The organism is Nocardia amamiensis (genome assembly GCF_015477605.1).
In the GTDB taxonomy this organism is placed as follows: domain Bacteria; phylum Actinomycetota; class Actinomycetes; order Mycobacteriales; family Mycobacteriaceae; genus Nocardia; species Nocardia amamiensis_A.
Map to the genome: position 1 here is coordinate 1 of NZ_JADLQX010000023.1, position 15326 is coordinate 15326.

The 15326-nt window shown below is 66.2% G+C and carries 11 protein-coding genes; 6 read left to right on the top strand and 5 right to left on the bottom strand.

From position 1 onward, the window contains the following. From rpoB to IU459_RS26395, 5 genes are all read right to left on the bottom strand, one after another. Nucleotides 1–2159: DNA-directed RNA polymerase subunit beta (gene rpoB, locus IU459_RS26375; RefSeq protein ID WP_440446530.1), on the bottom strand; the 2159-nt coding region annotated here is incomplete at its 3' end. 580 nt (nucleotides 2160–2739) lie between these two features. Then, the gene (locus IU459_RS26380; protein WP_228838557.1) at nucleotides 2740–3225 is read right to left on the bottom strand and encodes a hypothetical protein; all 486 of its coding nucleotides are present in this window, start codon (nucleotides 3223–3225) and stop codon (nucleotides 2740–2742) included. A 318-nt stretch (nucleotides 3226–3543) separates the two neighbouring features. Continuing rightward, complete coding sequence (locus tag IU459_RS26385) at nucleotides 3544–4434, bottom strand: NAD(P)-dependent oxidoreductase (RefSeq protein WP_195132275.1); 891 nt, start codon at nucleotides 4432–4434, stop codon at nucleotides 3544–3546. Nucleotides 4435–4784: 350 nt separating this feature from the next. After that, complete coding sequence (locus IU459_RS26390; protein ID WP_195132276.1) at nucleotides 4785–6749, bottom strand: multicopper oxidase family protein; 1965 nt, start codon at nucleotides 6747–6749, stop codon at nucleotides 4785–4787. After that, on the bottom strand, nucleotides 6746–7159 hold the full coding sequence (locus IU459_RS26395) for a DUF6220 domain-containing protein (RefSeq protein WP_195132277.1): 414 nt from the start codon (nucleotides 7157–7159) through the stop codon (nucleotides 6746–6748). Before IU459_RS26395 ends, IU459_RS26390 begins: the two co-directional genes overlap by 4 nt. A gap of 164 nt (nucleotides 7160–7323) precedes the next feature. Here IU459_RS26395 and IU459_RS26400 point away from each other — a divergent pair, with 164 nt between their 5' ends. The 6 genes from IU459_RS26400 (at nucleotide 7324) to IU459_RS26425 (ending at nucleotide 15249) form a co-directional block, all read left to right on the top strand. Beyond that, the gene (locus IU459_RS26400; RefSeq protein WP_195132278.1) at nucleotides 7324–8544 is read left to right on the top strand and encodes a sensor histidine kinase; all 1221 of its coding nucleotides are present in this window, start codon (nucleotides 7324–7326) and stop codon (nucleotides 8542–8544) included. Continuing rightward, nucleotides 8541–9218, top strand: a complete 678-nt coding sequence (locus tag IU459_RS26405) for a response regulator transcription factor (RefSeq protein ID WP_195132279.1) — start codon at nucleotides 8541–8543, stop codon at nucleotides 9216–9218. Before IU459_RS26400 ends, IU459_RS26405 begins: the two co-directional genes overlap by 4 nt. A gap of 265 nt (nucleotides 9219–9483) precedes the next feature. Continuing rightward, nucleotides 9484–10407 carry an alpha/beta hydrolase gene (locus IU459_RS26410; protein WP_228838558.1) on the top strand — a complete coding sequence of 308 codons (924 nt, stop codon included), beginning with the start codon at nucleotides 9484–9486 and terminating at the stop codon, nucleotides 10405–10407. A gap of 226 nt (nucleotides 10408–10633) precedes the next feature. Further along, nucleotides 10634–12532 carry an ABC transporter ATP-binding protein gene (locus IU459_RS26415; protein WP_195132280.1) on the top strand — a complete coding sequence of 633 codons (1899 nt, stop codon included), beginning with the start codon at nucleotides 10634–10636 and terminating at the stop codon, nucleotides 12530–12532. Then, nucleotides 12529–14244 carry an ABC transporter ATP-binding protein gene (locus IU459_RS26420; protein ID WP_195132281.1) on the top strand — a complete coding sequence of 572 codons (1716 nt, stop codon included), beginning with the start codon at nucleotides 12529–12531 and terminating at the stop codon, nucleotides 14242–14244. Before IU459_RS26415 ends, IU459_RS26420 begins: the two co-directional genes overlap by 4 nt. Before the next feature lie 27 nt (nucleotides 14245–14271). Beyond that, on the top strand, nucleotides 14272–15249 hold the full coding sequence (locus tag IU459_RS26425; protein WP_228838559.1) for an ADP-ribosylglycohydrolase family protein: 978 nt from the start codon (nucleotides 14272–14274) through the stop codon (nucleotides 15247–15249). Nucleotides 15250–15326: the final 77 nt, after the last annotated feature.

A 15326-nucleotide genomic window follows, 5' to 3' on the forward strand; every position in this document is an offset into this window, starting at 1 on the left:
ATCGCGTCCTCGTAGTTGTGGCCCTCCCACGGCATGATCGCCACCAGCAGGTTCTTACCCAGAGCCATCTCACCGTTCTCGGTGCACGGACCATCGGCCAGCACCTGACCCTGCTCCACCCGCTGACTCTCGTCCACGATCGGACGCTGATTCGAGCAGGTGCCCTGGTTCGTACGAGCGAACTTGCGCATTCGATACGACTTGCGGGTGCCGTCGTCGTGCATGACGGTGATGTAGTCGGCGGAGACCTCCTCGACCACACCGGGCTTGTCGTTGACCACGACATCTCCGGCATCGATCGCGGCGCGCAGCTCCATGCCGGTGCCGACGATCGGCGCCTCGGAACGGATCAGCGGCACCGCCTGCTTTTGCATGTTCGCACCCATCAGGGCGCGGTTGGCGTCGTCGTGCTCGAGGAACGGAATCATCGCGGTCGCCACCGACACCATCTGACGCGGCGACACATCCATATAGTCGACCTGGGCGGAGTCAACGAGCTCGACCTCGGAATTCTTGCGACGCACGGCGATTCGCGCGGCAATGAAGCGTCCCCCGGCATCGAGCGGCTCATTCGCCTGCGCCACGACGTGCAGGTCTTCCTGGTCGGCGGACAGGTAGTGCACCTCGTCGGTCACCGTCCCGTCGATCACTCTTCGGTACGGCGTCTCGATGAAGCCGAACGGGTTGACCCGCGCGTACACCGACAGATAGCCGATCAGCCCGATATTCGGACCTTCGGGCGTCTCGATCGGGCACATCCGGCCGTAATGGCTGTAATGCACATCGCGGACTTCGAGGCCGGCACGCTCCCGGGTCAGACCACCCGGGCCCAGCGCCGAGAGGCGACGTTTCTGGGTCAGACTCGCGAGCGGATTCCGCTGGTCCAGGAACTGCGAACTCTGTGAGGTTCCGAAGAACTCCCTGATCCCCGCGACGACGGGGCGGATATTCATCAGCGTCTGCGGCGTGATCGCCTCGACGTCCTGAGTCGTCATCCGCTCGCGCACCACGCGCTCCATCCGAGACAGGCCCACCCGGAACTGGTTCTGGATCAACTCACCGACGGTGCGCAGCCGGCGATTACCGAAGTGGTCGATGTCGTCGACCTCGACCCGAACCTCGATGCCGCCTGGCGCGGTCATCACCGCATCACCGGCGCGCAGGCGCAGCAGGTATTCGATGATCGTGACGATGTCTTCCTCGGTGAGCACCCGTGAGCGCACTTCGCCGGTGTGGATGCCGAGTTTCTTGTCGAGCTTGTACCGGCCCACGCGCGACAGGTCGTAGCGCTTCTCCTTGAAGAACAAGTTCTCCAGCAGGGTCTGCGCCGACTCCTTCGTCGGCGGCTCACCCGGGCGCAGCTTGCGATGGATATCGAGAAGCGCCTCGTCCGTGCCAGGTGTGTTGTCCTTCTCCAGGGACGTCATCATGACCTCGGAGAAACCGAACCGCTCGGTGATCCGCTCGCTGGTCCAGCCGAGCGCCTTGAGCAGGACTGTCACCGGTTGACGGCGTTTGCGGTCGATGCGAACGCCGACAGTGTCGCGCTTGTCGATGTCGAACTCCAGCCATGCGCCGCGCGACGGGATGACCCGCGCACTGTACAGCGTCTTATCGGTGGATTTGTCGATGGACTCGTCGAAGTAGACACCGGGCGAACGGACCAACTGCGAGACGACCACGCGCTCGGTGCCGTTGATGATGAACGTGCCCTTGTCGGTCATCATCGGGAAGTCACCCATGAAGACCGTCTGGCTCTTGATCTCACCGGTGTTGTTGTTGACGAACTCCGCCGTGACGAACAGCGGAGCCGCGTAGGTCATGTCCTTGTCTTTGCACTCGTCGATCGAGGCCTTGACCTCCTCGAAACGGGGGTCGGAGAGCGTCAACGACATCGTTGCGGCGAAGTCCTCGATCGGGCTGATCTCCTCGAGCACCTCCTCCAATCCACTCCCAGGTGAGTCGTCGCGCGCCGCTGCCCGTTCGCGCCAGGCAGGCGCACCGATCAGCCATTGGAACGAATCGACCTGAACCTCCAGCAAACCCGGAACATCCAGCGGCTCACGGAGTTTGGCGAACGAGACCCGCTTCGGCGCTCCGGAGACTCCGCTGACGACGGGTACTCCGGCACTGACCTCGGTCTGACTAGAGACTGCCAAGATGCGTCCTTCCAGCGCCTCGCACCGCCCGCGCGTTCGCGCGGCCGGCACGGTATCTGTTTGTCCTGTGGGCTGTATTTCACATTTACGCACCGTGCCGGAGGCCGCCCGAACATGACTCGACAACAACCGGCAGAAAGCGGCATGCCGACAGTGCCTCTTCTTACCGTCATTTCATATTTCGAGAGTTGGACAGCACGCGCCCCGGCGCGAAGTCCCTAAATTACACCCGAACTCGACCGATGTCGAGGAAGACAAACAAATAGACACCTGAATTCCGGCGCCTTCCCATATTGATGATGACATCTCAATATGTCATCCGTCAAGTCTATTAGCGGTAATCCGCCAATGCGCATTGATAGTCCCCGGACCGGACGTTATCCCGCGCTTGCCTTCGACCATCTGTCATCTGCGGCGTGGGACGGCACGTGCCGGTCCGGCGGTGTCCCTGAGGTGTGCAGGCGGGATCGCTACGGCGGCGGGACGAGTTCCGCAATGGTGCCCACACCATGCTGATACTGCACGGTGACCGACCGCCGAGTGTGCCGTGGCCAGCGATCTCTGGACACGGCATCTGTGCTCAGCTCAGTGTGAACGTCGCCGTACCCGAGAGCTGCTCCATATCTCTGTCGTTCGAGTCCAGCGCGACGATCCGAGCCTCCACCCGGCCGACGCCCGGCGCCGTGCCGAAACCGACGATCACGCCGTCCACCGTGTTTTGGACGACACCGTTCACGACGCGGTGCTGCTGCCCGTCCGCGTACCCGGTATCCAGGTTCTTGAAGCGCACAGCGACCTTCCAGTCCGAGCAGCTGTCCCCGGTCTGGGTGACCTTCACCCGCACGCCGAACGAGCCGGGCTTCTCCTGCCGCACGGTGACCGCGTCGATGATCGCGGAACAGCTGGTCGGCACCAGGCGCGTCAGGGTCGGCGAGAACGGAAAGCCTGGGTCATGCGGAATGGCGGTAGACGGCGCTGCGAGCCCGACCACCCCGGCGGCAGTCACCGCTGCGATGACACCGGCACGGGCCGAAAAGCGTTGCAGCTGCTTGGGATTCAGAGTCATGACTGGTTTGTCGGGTCACCGGCAGCCGTTGTTACCACAATAGTTCGTTAGTGAAATCACTGTAACGTCCGGAATAGATGCAGTTGATCATCTCCTCGACCAGGACCGAAAGCCGTTACAGCTCTGGCCCTCTCAGCTCCACCGCTGATCCGAAGACAACGGCGACTGTTCCAGCCCGCCGACATCCCAGTCGACCTCACGAATGTCCGAGAGTGCCGATGTGCGGACGCATTGACGGACGGTCGCCCGTCGCGATCGCCGTCATCCTCGGCTTGGTCATTTCTAGCGACCGTGGAGCAAAAGTCACCGGTTCAGGGCCTATCGCTGTGTGGCCGGTTTTGCGAGCAGCTCGATCAGTGCCGTGATGCTCTGCTCACCGCGGCCGTCGGCTACCGCTCGACGCAGCAGGTCGTGCATCGGTGCGTGCCAGGACATGTCGAGGCCCGACTCCGTCCCGAGCTGCTCGTCATCGGCGATCGCGGCGTGGAACAGTGCGATCGAAGAGCCGAGCCGGGTGTAGTCCCTGGCATCGATCTCCTCGGCCATGACCGGCAGTAGCGACTCGATCATCTGTAGCCACTTGGCCGAATAGGGCACCATCGTGCGGGCCGCCAGACCGCGCGCGGCCAGAATCGCCGCGCCTTCGAAGAAGCCGAGCAGTGCGGGCAGCAACGTGGCGCCCACGGCGGATTCGTAGAGGGCGGCCAGGTCCGGTTCGGCGCCCAGGTAGACGAGGTCGCCGCCGAGTACCCGCAGCGTCTGCGCGTGCTCGTCGAAGGCGGCCTGCTCGCCGCCGAAATACAACCACGTGTCCGGCTTGCCCACGGCCGAGGGCACGTTCTTGATCGCGCCGCCGAGGAAGCGCGCCCCCTGATCGGCTGCCCACTGCGCCAATTCTTTTGCGTGGGAGGGTGTTCCGCTATTGAGGGTGACGAGCGTGCGTCCGCTGAGCCCCACTCCCACCGGAGCCAGGCTGTCGTGGGTCGCTCGGAATGTGGTCATGCACGCGATGATCACCGGGCTGGCGGCGATGGCATCGGCGATGGCGAGTTGCTGCTTCGCACCCGCGGCCACCAACGGAGCCGCCCGGTGCGGGCTGCGGTTCCACACGGTGGTCGGATGCCCTGCCGCGAGGAAGGCTTCAGCGAGCGCGCGGCCCATCGACCCGGTGCCGAGCACGGTCACCGAGGTGCGTTCCCGATCGATCATTTGCGACTCCAATTCCAGACAAATGCGGACCGAGTCTGTGTGCGTCTGAGTAGTCGGGACAAGTACGCACTTTCCAAGGCAGTTACATACGTTCAGGTAATCGGCCAGGTCGCGACGGCCAGCACGCCGCGCGATATGACCGGAGTCACTGTCGGCACTCGAGGTCGCGCGTTCGGCGTACCGCGCGACCAGCGGACCCCCGGCGGCGCAGGCGGGCGACGACGGCCGGATGCTCACTACCGCTGATGAGTGAGAGCCCGACGAACAGACCCGCAACCGCCTGCGCCTCCGGCGGAGACCATTTCGCCGCGCGGTTCGCGTCATCGACAGCACGCCTGGTTGTGCGGTCGTCAGTGGTTATGGCTCGAGCCGACTGCGTGCATCCCGCCGAATGGAGTTGTGACACCGTCGTAGCGCAATTGCAGCATCATCCCCTGATGGGCGTGAGACAGGTTGTGGCAGTGGTTCATCCAGATGCCCGGATTCGAGGCCCGGAACGCGACCTCCCATACCTGTCCAGGACGAACGTCGAAGGTGTCGACCCACAGTGGGCTGCCCGACGACGGCGTCCCGTCCCTGGACAGGATCAGCACCGGATGACCGTGCAGATGCCAGGGGTGGGTCTCGCGGCTCCGGTTGACCACGGTGAACCGGACGATATCGCCTTCGGCGACGAGCTGATCGGGGATCGACGGGTGTCCGCGGCCGTTGACGGTGTGCGCGTATGCCGGTGATCCGTCGACCATGGCCATCCCGCGGTCGAGAACCAGGGTGAAGTGCCGGTCGGCAACGCCTGTTCGCAACGTGACAGGGACCGCGGATCCGTAGGTCAGCAGGTCGAGTTCGGGCCATCCCGCGGTGTCCCGCATGGCGGGCTCGTCGTCAGAGGCACCGGCCTGGGGCCGCAACCACACTGTGGCGGCGCGGTCGTCGAGTACCAGTGCCACGGACGTGCTCGGCATTGCGAACACGAGGTCGTAGCGCCCGCCTGCGGGCAGCCGCAGCCCGGTCCGGCTGATGTCGCCGGGCTGCTCGAGGTCGCGGCCGTCCACCGCGGCCACCCGGAACGACGTGCCCGCCAGCGCGAACCTGTGCGGATCGGAATCGGTGTTGATCAGCCGCAGCCGTACCGCGGTACCCGGCCGTGCGATGTGTTCGCCGCCGCCCGAGATCGTGGCGGTGCCGTCGAAGGTGTGCACGAGCAGAGTGAGATCCAATGATTCCGTGTCGGATTCATCGCGAGGTTTTACGACAAGGGCACCGTAGAGGCCCCGGCGTACACCGACGTGAGACGCGTAATGCGTGTGATACCAGTAGGTTCCCACTTGTTCGGCGCGGAATCGGTAGACGAACTCGCCGCCGGGTGCCACGACGTCCTGGGTGATGCCCGCCGCACCGTCCTCCCCGCACGGCACGTCGTAGCCGTGCCAGTGCAAGGTCACTCCGTCACCGATATCGTGATTGACCAGTGTGACCTCGATCAGATCGCCCTGGGTGGCAGTGATCGGCGGACCGGGCACCGTACCGCCGAAGGTCCATGCGTCGATCTCGCCTCCGGACTCCAAGCCCACGGTGGATTTCCGGGCGACCAACACGTGTTCGCGCCGAATGCCGCCCGGTGCCGGTGTGTCGGCGCCACGCAGTTCGGTTACCGATACAGCCGCGTGCGACGCCGGACCCGGACCACCTCCGTCTGCCACCGACGCGCCGGGCCGCACCGACAGGCCGACGCCGGTACCGGCCGCGCCGACCACAACCACCCCACCGGCAACGCCGAGGAAGCGACGGCGCGAAACCTCCGGCCCGGCCGAATCGGCGTCCGGTTCCTCGACCGGGTTCGGTGTCGCGAGCACCAGCGCGGTCAGCAGCGCGCCCGCGAGCACCAGCGCGATAGTGATCAGCGCGATGCCGACGGTGAGGGGGTATCCGACGAGGAAGGTCACCACGAAACCTGCCAACGCGACGTAAGCGGCGGTGAGCAGCGCGACGACGCCTGCGGCATCGATGGTTTCCGGCCGCTGGTCATCCGTGACTTGCGCGAGCAGCCGTGGTCCGGCCAGCACCGCGGCGGCCAGCGCGGCCACCGCGAGCATCGGCAGCCCGAGCAGCACCTTCTCCTGGACGAACCACCAACCTCGACCGGCCAGCACCGTCACCGGCGCGGCCCTGGCCGACGTCACCAGCAGGGCCACGACCAGGAAAGCCAGGGCGGGCCTGGCACGGCGCAGCGCCATGATGGCGCCTGCCGCGAACCACGCGACGACGCTCAGCAATGCGAGGGCATGGTCTAAGACCATCCAGGTGGCTGTCGTCATGACGCCGTGCGCGCGGATTCGGCCGGTTTCCGCGAAATCTTGTGCGATTGCCGCACGATCATCCCGATCACGGCGATGATGGCCAGCCCGTTGATCGCGTGCACGCCGAAGACGAAATGGCTGCTCGAGCCATCACCCAACGATTTGGCGACTTCCCGGATCACCGACTGACCGATCACCAACCCGGTGACCAGTCCGGCCAGCCCGATGATCCGTCCCGGCATCCGGGCGACGGCGGCGGCGATCGTGATCACGAGCGCGAAGAGGAGGATCGCGTATCCGAGTGTGCGATGCGGCTGGAAGGATTCCTCGACGGGCGCGTTGTCGAACGCACCGCTGGCGGCCAGATAGAACTGGGCGATGACGGCGAGCAGCAGCACGGCCGCCAGGCCGGTGAAGGCTTTTTTCATGCTGTGAATCGTCACGGCGGCCAGGCATACTCGGCTTCCGGCAGCGGGAGTCGCTGTCTACGCGAATACGCGTACGAGAATCGCGATCGGCTGCGTCGGTCGTCGTAGCCGATCGAGTGTCCGGGCAGGAGCGCGAGCACTCGCGGATGCCGTACGCTCACGGCATGGTTCAACGGGCGGCGTCACGGCAGCTTTCTGCCTGGTTCTCGCGTCGGCCCGCCTGGTTCTCGGATGTTCTGCTGGCGCTGTTCGTTACCGCGATCCAGGTTCAGAGTGCCGCGATCCCGGTGCCGCTCGAGCCGGTCTCGACGCCGGTCTCGGGCTTCGGATATGCGCTGCTGATCGTGAGTGGTGTGGCCGTCGCCGCCCGCCGCCGGTCGCCTGTCCTGATGTTCCTGGTCACGGCGGTGGCCAGCCTGATCTATTTCGGTCACGACTTCCCCGACCGGGCTTCCTATCTCGCACTCTTCGTCGCCCTGTACACCCTCGCCGCGTACGGCGATGGTCGGCGATCGCTGATGATCGCCGGTGCTGGCATCACGGTTCTCGCCGTCGGCTGGCTGATCGCGGCAGCGGATGTGGAACCGCTCGTGGCCATCGGCTGGGTGTTCTTCCGGATCGGCGCGTCGGTGATCAGCACGATACTCGGTGAATCCGTCCGATCCCGCCGAGTCATCGCCGCCGATGCGGAAGAACGGGCTGAACTGGCCGAACGGTCCCGCGACGAGGAAGCCAGGGCGCGCGTCGACGCGGAACGGCTGCGGATCGCCCGCGAAGTCCACGACACCGTCGCCCACGCGATCGCCATCATCAACGTGCAGTCCGGTGTCACCGCACACGTGCTCGACAAGCGACCGGAACAGGCCCGCGAAGCATTGCGCACCATCGAGCAGACCAGTTCGCGGGCACTCCGCGAGATGCGAGCCATCCTCGGTGTGCTGCGCGACGGCGACGAGCGCGAACCCTACCCCGGTCTCGATCAGATCGACGAACTCGTCGGCAAGGCCCGCGATGCGGGGCTCGACATCGCTTTCGAGCAGACTTCCCCGGTGACGCCGCTACCGAGCGCGGTCGGCAGCGCGGCGTACCGCATCGTGCAGGAATCGATCACCAACGTGATCCGCCACGTCGGCCCGACCCGGGTGACGGTGGCGCTCGAACCCGGCATCGATGCCTTGCGGATACGGGTGATCGATCAGGGCCGCCGCGACCCCGCGCACATCCCGGCCCGCGCCGCCGGCTCCCCTGCGACCGGCCGCGGGATCGTCGGAATGCGCGAACGCTGCCAGCTGCTCGGCGGTGAACTCGACGCTACGTCGCGTCCCGACGGCGGGTTCGAGGTCACTGCCCGGTTGCCGCTCGCCCCGGTCGGATCCCGCTTGTGAACTCCACGCCACCGATCAAGGTACTGCTCGCCGACGATGAACGTCTGGTCCGTTCCGGCTTCAAAGTCCTGCTCGACCTGGAAGACGACATCACGGTGGTCGGCGAAGCCACCACTGGCGCGGAGGCCGTCGAAATGGCCCGCGCCACCCGGCCGGACGTCGTCCTGATGGACATCCGCATGCCACGGCTGGACGGGATACGCGCCACCGCCCAGATCGCCGAAGCCAACGGGATGGAGCGGGTCAAGGTCCTCATCCTCACCACGTACGACACCGACGAGAACGTCTTCGATGCCTTGCAGGCGGGCGCGAGCGGGTTCTTGCTCAAGGACGCGGGCCCAGCCGAACTCCTGCACGCCATCCGGGTGATCGCGGCCGGTGACGCGCTGCTCGCACCCCGGATCACCCGCCGCCTCATCAGCCAGTTCACCGCGCAGCGCAGGGCGGCCAAGTCCGCCGAGGACCGGCTCGCGGTGCTGACCGACCGTGAGCGCGAAGTACTGGCCCTGGTGGGGCAGGGCATGAGCAATGACGAGATCGGCGCCGCGTTGTTTCTCAGTCCGGCCACCGCACGCACGCATGTCAGCCGTGCGATGGTGAAACTAGGTGCGCGCGACCGTGCGCAGCTGGTCGTCATCGCCTACCAGACCGGGCTGAGTGATTTCACCCCGTAGCGATGAGCGGTTCATCCGTCCCGAGCGGAACCGACAGCCATGAGCACGATGCGCGCACACATGAGATATCGCTCTGCGTCAGAGAATTGGCGCAGGAACCGCTTCGACAACGACGTACTCCTTGCAAATGTCCGGTAGTCGTTCAACGGCTGGCCGGCTACGACGACTGACGCAGTCGATCGCACTCTTCGTACGCGTATTCACGTAGACAGCGACTCCTTTCGCCGGAAGCGCGGCATGCCCGGCGGGCGCGACCATCGACGGCATGATCATGGATCCCGAACTCGAAGCATTCGTCCCGTTCTTCCCTCCGGCCGACCTGAGCGACCCGATCACCGCCCGCGAGAACCTCGCCAAGCTCGCCGCCGCGATACCGGTACCGGACACCGCGAACCTGGAGATCGAAAACCACACGGTGCCCGCCGATTTCGACGTGCCGGTGCGGATCTATCGGTCGCACGGCGCGCAGGGCGCCATCGTGTGGCTGCACGGCGGCGGGTTCGTCATGGGTGATGTGGACACCGAACATCCGTGGGCCGCGCGGCTCGCCAACGCCTCCGGCGCGACAGTGATCTCAGTGGACTACCGCTTGGCGCCCGAACACCCCTTCCCCGCCGCGCACGATGACGTCTACGCGGTGCTGACCTGGGCGGCCGAGCACGCGTCGCAGCTCGGCATCGACCCGGCGCGAATCGCGATCGGAGGCCACAGCGCCGGCGCGGGGATCGCGGCCGCGGTGGCGTTGCGGGCGCGTGACCAGCAAGGGCCGCCGATCCGCTTCCAGCTGCTCAACCAAGCCGTCCTCGATGACCGGCAGCAGACATGGTCGGCGCGGCATTTCACCGATACGCCGTTCCTGACCCGCGACAAAGTCGCCCAGATGTGGGGACACTACCTGGGTTCCACTCCCGCCACGCCGTACGCCGCCCCGGCCAGGGCCACCGAACTGTCCGGACTGCCACCCGCCTACATCGCCACCGCGGAGTTCTGTCCGAACCGCGACGAAGACGTCGACTACGCACTGCGCCTGCTGCATGCGGGAGTGCCGGTCGAGCTGCACCAGTGGCCGGGCACGTTCCACGGATCGCAGGCGATCCTGTCCGCCGAGGTGTCCCAGCGGCAGAACGCCGAACTCGCCGCCGTACTACGTCGCGCCCTGGCCGGAGATGCGAACCACCGACCAATCTAGACATTGACAAGTTCGCGCGCTCAGCCCTATCTTTCCACTGTCAAGATTTGCTGTCGATCCGCAGGCGACCCGATGGCACCGCCGAGTGCCCACGCCGTCGTCACCGCAACCACCCGGCTCACCGGCCGACCGACCGCCTCTGACTGGCTCGATTCCTGAGCGCACACGACCGCACTCGGACTGGCGGCGGCATTGCCGCGACGAGATCGACGAAGACAGGAGAACGATGACCACCATCGACCTCGCCGAAGCGAGGAAACAATCCACACCGCCTCCAGCAGATTTCGATTCCTCGGCGGAACCGAGCGGAGCACAGTTGCTGCGCCCTTATCTAGGCGGTCTCGCCGCCGTGGTCGTCCTGCAGATCATCGGCGCTGTCGCTGGTCTGGCACCGTTGCTGGCGGTTGTCGAATTGGGTCGAACTATGTTGTCGTCCAGTGCGATTGATCAGGGTCACGTCTGGTTGGTCGTGATCGCGGGCGCGGTCGGGTTCCTCGTCCGACTGCTGTTCACGGCCGCGTCGTCCGGAATCGGGCATCTGCTCGACAGCCGGGTGCAACTGTCGTTTCGCAGGCAACTGGCCGCGCGGCTGGGGCGCGTACCGATCGGCTGGTTCTCGCGGCGCAGCACCGGCGAACTGGCGAAGGTCGTTGGCAAGGACGTCAGTGCCGTGCACCCGTTCATCGCCCACACCCCCGGCGACCTCGTCGCCGCGTTCGTGGTGCCGCTGGTATCGCTGATCTACTTGTTCACCATCGACTGGCGGCTCACCCTGATCACGCTGATCCCGGTGGCGCTGGCGGTGGCACTGGTCCCGCTGATGATGACCCCGACCCGGCTGCGCGAGCAGAAGGAGTTCGATGCGGGGATGGGCCGGATCGCCAATGCGGCCGTCGAGTTCGTGCAGGGAATCTCGGTGGTCAAGGCGTTCGGTTCAGGCGAGCGCGCGCACCGGAAATTCCGCACCGCCGCAGACGATTTCGCGGACTCGTTCCTCCGCATGGTGCACGGTCTCGCCGGAATCGCCGCGGGCATGCAGGTGGTGCTGTCGCCGCCGTTCGTGCTGCTGGTCGTGCTCATCGGCGGTGCGGTTCTGATCACGAGCGGTTCTCTGGCCCCGGCGGATCTGCTGCCCTTCCTGCTGCTCGGACTGGGACTCACCGCTCCGGTCGCGGCGCTGGGCCACGGCTTCGACGATCTGCAGGCCGCCCGCCGCGCAGTCGATCGAATCCGGGAAGTCCTTGCGGTGCAATCGCTCCCGGAACCCGCGCAGCCGGTCGCACCACAGGGACACCGGGTGGAACTGCGTGATGTGCGATTCGGTTACGAAGCCGATCACGAGGTGCTGCGCGGGATCGACCTGGAGCTCGAGCCGGGGACGGTCACCGCGATCGTGGGGCCGTCGGGAAGCGGAAAGTCCACCCTGGTGCAGCTGTTGCCGCGGTTCTTCGACCCGACCCACGGTTCGGTCCTGCTGGGCGGTGTCGATCTGCGCGAACTCGGCAGCCGGCAGCTGTTCCGGATGGTCTCGTTCGTCTTCCAGGACGTTCGGCTGCTGCGCGCGTCGGTCGCGGACAATATAGCGCTGGCCGTACCGCATGCCGACCGCGACGACGTGGTTCGCGCCGCCCAGCTGGCCAATATTCATGAGCGAATTCTCGAACTGCCGCACGGATACGACACGGTGCTCGGCGCGGACGTCCAACTGTCCGGTGGTGAGTCGCAACGGATTTCCATCGCGCGCGCTCTGCTCGCCGACGCACCCATTCTGGTGCTCGACGAGGCCACCGCCTTCGCCGACCCGCACACCGAACACGCGGTGCGCCGGGCGCTGGCGACGCTGGAGGGCGATCGGACGATCCTGGTCATCGCCCATCGCCTGGAGACGATCGCCGACGCCGACACCGTCGTGATGCTGGAGAACGGGTCGATCGTCGAGCGCGGCAAACCCGCCGAACTGCTGGCACGGAACGGAAAGTTCGCCGAATTCTGGCAATCCCACCGATCGGCGCTCACCGACGAGATCGAAACCCTCGGCAGCGTACTGCGGCGTGAGCTCCGGCCCCGGCGGAGTGTAACCGCGGACCTCGCCGATGAGACATTGCAAGGAGACGAGTCCCGATGATTCGAATGCTGCTGCGTGTGCTGGGACATGAGTACGCCCATCCCGTGCGTCGAACAGTGGCCCTGATGACGGCAACCTCGGTAGCCGAAGGTTTGTCCTACGCGCTGCTGGTTCCGGTGTTGCGGGCACTGTTCGGGAGCACGCCCTCGGACGCCTGGCCCTGGCTGATCGCCTTCGGGGCTGCGGTCGCGGGCTACGCGGCGCTGCGCTATCGCAGCGATCTGTCCGGTTTCCACGTCGGGACCACGCTCTTGCGCGGTGTCTATCACCGTTTCGGCGATCGTCTGGCCCGCTTGCCCCTCGGATGGTTCACCGCCGGGCGCGTCGGGGAGGTGTCGGTTCTCGCCAGCGAGGGTGTGCTGCAGGCGATGAGCGTGATCGCGCATCTGCTGGCGCCGTTGATCTCCGCCAGCGTGACTCCGCTGACGATCGTTGTCGTGATGTTCGCCTTCGACTGGCACATGGGGTTGGCCGCACTGGCCGCCGTACCCGTCGTGGCGGCGATCCAGATCTGGACGGGCCGCTCGATGGCCGCCGCCGATGCCGAGCGCACCGAACGCGCCAAGGAGTCCACGGGGAGAGTCATCGAATACCTGCAGGCCCAGCCGGTGCTGCGGGCCGGCGGCCGGACTGCCGAACGCTTCCGGTTGCTCGACGACTCGCTGTCCGGACTCGAGCGCGCGTCCCGCCGTTCCATGCTGTCGGCGCTGCCCGGCATCGTGGGCCTGACGCTCGCGGTACAGGCGGCATTCACCGCGCTGCTCGCCTTGGGCGCCTACCTCGCGCTCGGCGGGAATATCGGTGTAGCAGAGGTTTTGGCGATCCTGGTGCTGGCCGCCCGCTGCGCGGATCCGCTGCTGTCGCTGTCGGAAATCGGCGGCCAGATGCGCGGCGCTCGTGTCGGGCTCGCCGGACTGGAGACGGTCTTGCGCACCGAGCCGCTGCCGGAAGCTGCCGAACCGATTCAGCCGGTCGGCCATGACGTGGAGTTCGAGTCCGTCGCCTTCGAACATGGCGACCGCACGGTGATCGACGACGTATCGTTGCTCGTGCCCGAGGGACAGCGGCTTGCCGTTGTCGGACCGTCGGGTGCGGGTAAGAGCACATTGCTGCAGCTGCTCGCACGGTTCTACGACGTGAACGCCGGCGCGGTGCGCGTGGGTGGGGTTGATGTGCGCGAAATCAGCACCGACGTGCTGATGCGGCAGATCGCCATCGTCTTCCAGGACGTCTATCTCTTCGACGGCACCATCGAGGAGAACGTGCGTCTCGGCCGTCCCGATGCCGACGACGCCGAAGTCCGGGCGGCAGCGACCGCGGCACGGTTGGACGAGGTGATCCAGCGACTGCCCGGCGGATGGGCCGCCAAAGTCGGCGAGGGCGGCGCACTGCTGTCCGGTGGTGAGCGGCAACGCGTTTCGATCGCGCGGGCGCTGCTGAAGAACGCGCCCATCGTGCTGCTGGACGAGGTGACCTCCGCACTCGACCCGGTCAACGAAGCGGCCGTCCACGAAGGAATCGAGCGCCTGATGGCAGGCAGGACAGTGGTGATGGTCGCGCACCGGCTGCGGACCGTCCGGCGCGCCGATCGCATCGTCTTCCTGGATAGCGGCCGGATTGTGGAAGAGGGCAGCCACGACGAGCTGCTGCGCCGTGGTGGCCGCTATGCCGACTTCTGGAATGTGGCCCTGACACCAGTAACGAGCGAATAAATTTCCGCATGACTACCATCGGACGCGATGCATGTTGACTTGATGCTCGATTCACTCGATGGGCTGTCTGTCGGGGATGCGTTGGGGGCGGAATTCCCCATCATGGGCCGGTCGATTCCGGCTCTTCAGGCAGGCGATCTCCCTGCCCGACAGTGGGGATGGACCGACGACACCGAAATGGCCTGCACCGTGGTCACCGAACTCTCCAGTCACGGAGGGATCGACCAGGACCGGCTTGCCGCCGCCTTCGCGCGACGGTTCGACCCGAGCCGTGACTACGGCTTCCTAGCGGTCGACACACTGCGCCGAATCAGGGACGGCGTGCATTGGCGGCAGGCGGCCGGAACCGTGTTCGATCACCAGGGTTCCTGCGGCAACGGTGCGGCCATGCGGGTCGCCCCCCTGGGCGCCTTTTACGCGGGCGATCCGGAAAAAATCGCCGCCCAGGCGGTCCGGTCGGCGCAGGTGACGCACATGCATCCCGAAGGCGTCCTCGGCGCGGTCGCGGTGGCCCTCGCGGCCGGTCAGGCCGCTCATGCCCGCCTGCGCGGGAGTCGGCCCACACCAGAAGAATTCATCACCGCCGTCCTGGACCGCCTCGACGAGGGTGACACGAGCCGGCTGATCCGCCACGCTCGCACCCTGCTCGGAGCCTCCGCAGAGGAGGCCGCGAATGAACTCGGCAACGGATCTTTGGTAACCGCCCAGAACACAGTCCCGTTCACGATGTGGGTCGCCGCAACGCATCTGGACGACTACCCGGCCGCGATCACCACATGCATTGCGGCAGACGGAGACATCGACACCACCAGCGCCATCGTCGGCGGGATCGTCGCCGCCTACACCGGGACCGGCCCTCGCCCCGGTCCCATCGCCGGGGTGCCGCAGACCTGGCTTGCCGCGCGAGAACCGTTACCCGGCTGGCTCGACCCGACCCGCGGAACACGACGCCGCAAGAATTCGGCATCCGGCCGCGTTCGAAGATGGCTATCCGGCGCGTCGTGAGAAGAACCAACCGGTCGCTCTCGCTGCTGATCGGCGGCACGAGGACAAGTCTCTGATCGGAGCCGCCAGAAGGCGGC

Coding starts and splice junctions, on each gene's coding strand:
- IU459_RS26380 (WP_228838557.1), bottom strand. CDS start 3,225: ATGACTCTGAATCCCAAGCAGCTGCAACGCTTTTCGGCCCGTGCCGGT.
- IU459_RS26385 (WP_195132275.1), bottom strand. CDS start 4,434: ATGATCGATCGGGAACGCACCTCGGTGACCGTGCTCGGCACCGGGTCG.
- IU459_RS26390 (WP_195132276.1), bottom strand. CDS start 6,749: ATGACGACAGCCACCTGGATGGTCTTAGACCATGCCCTCGCATTGCTG.
- IU459_RS26395 (WP_195132277.1), bottom strand. CDS start 7,159: ATGAAAAAAGCCTTCACCGGCCTGGCGGCCGTGCTGCTGCTCGCCGTC.
- IU459_RS26400 (WP_195132278.1), top strand. CDS start 7,324: ATGGTTCAACGGGCGGCGTCACGGCAGCTTTCTGCCTGGTTCTCGCGT.
- IU459_RS26410 (WP_228838558.1), top strand. CDS start 9,484: ATGATCATGGATCCCGAACTCGAAGCATTCGTCCCGTTCTTCCCTCCG.
- IU459_RS26415 (WP_195132280.1), top strand. CDS start 10,634: ATGACCACCATCGACCTCGCCGAAGCGAGGAAACAATCCACACCGCCT.
- IU459_RS26420 (WP_195132281.1), top strand. CDS start 12,529: ATGATTCGAATGCTGCTGCGTGTGCTGGGACATGAGTACGCCCATCCC.
- IU459_RS26425 (WP_228838559.1), top strand. CDS start 14,272: ATGCATGTTGACTTGATGCTCGATTCACTCGATGGGCTGTCTGTCGGG.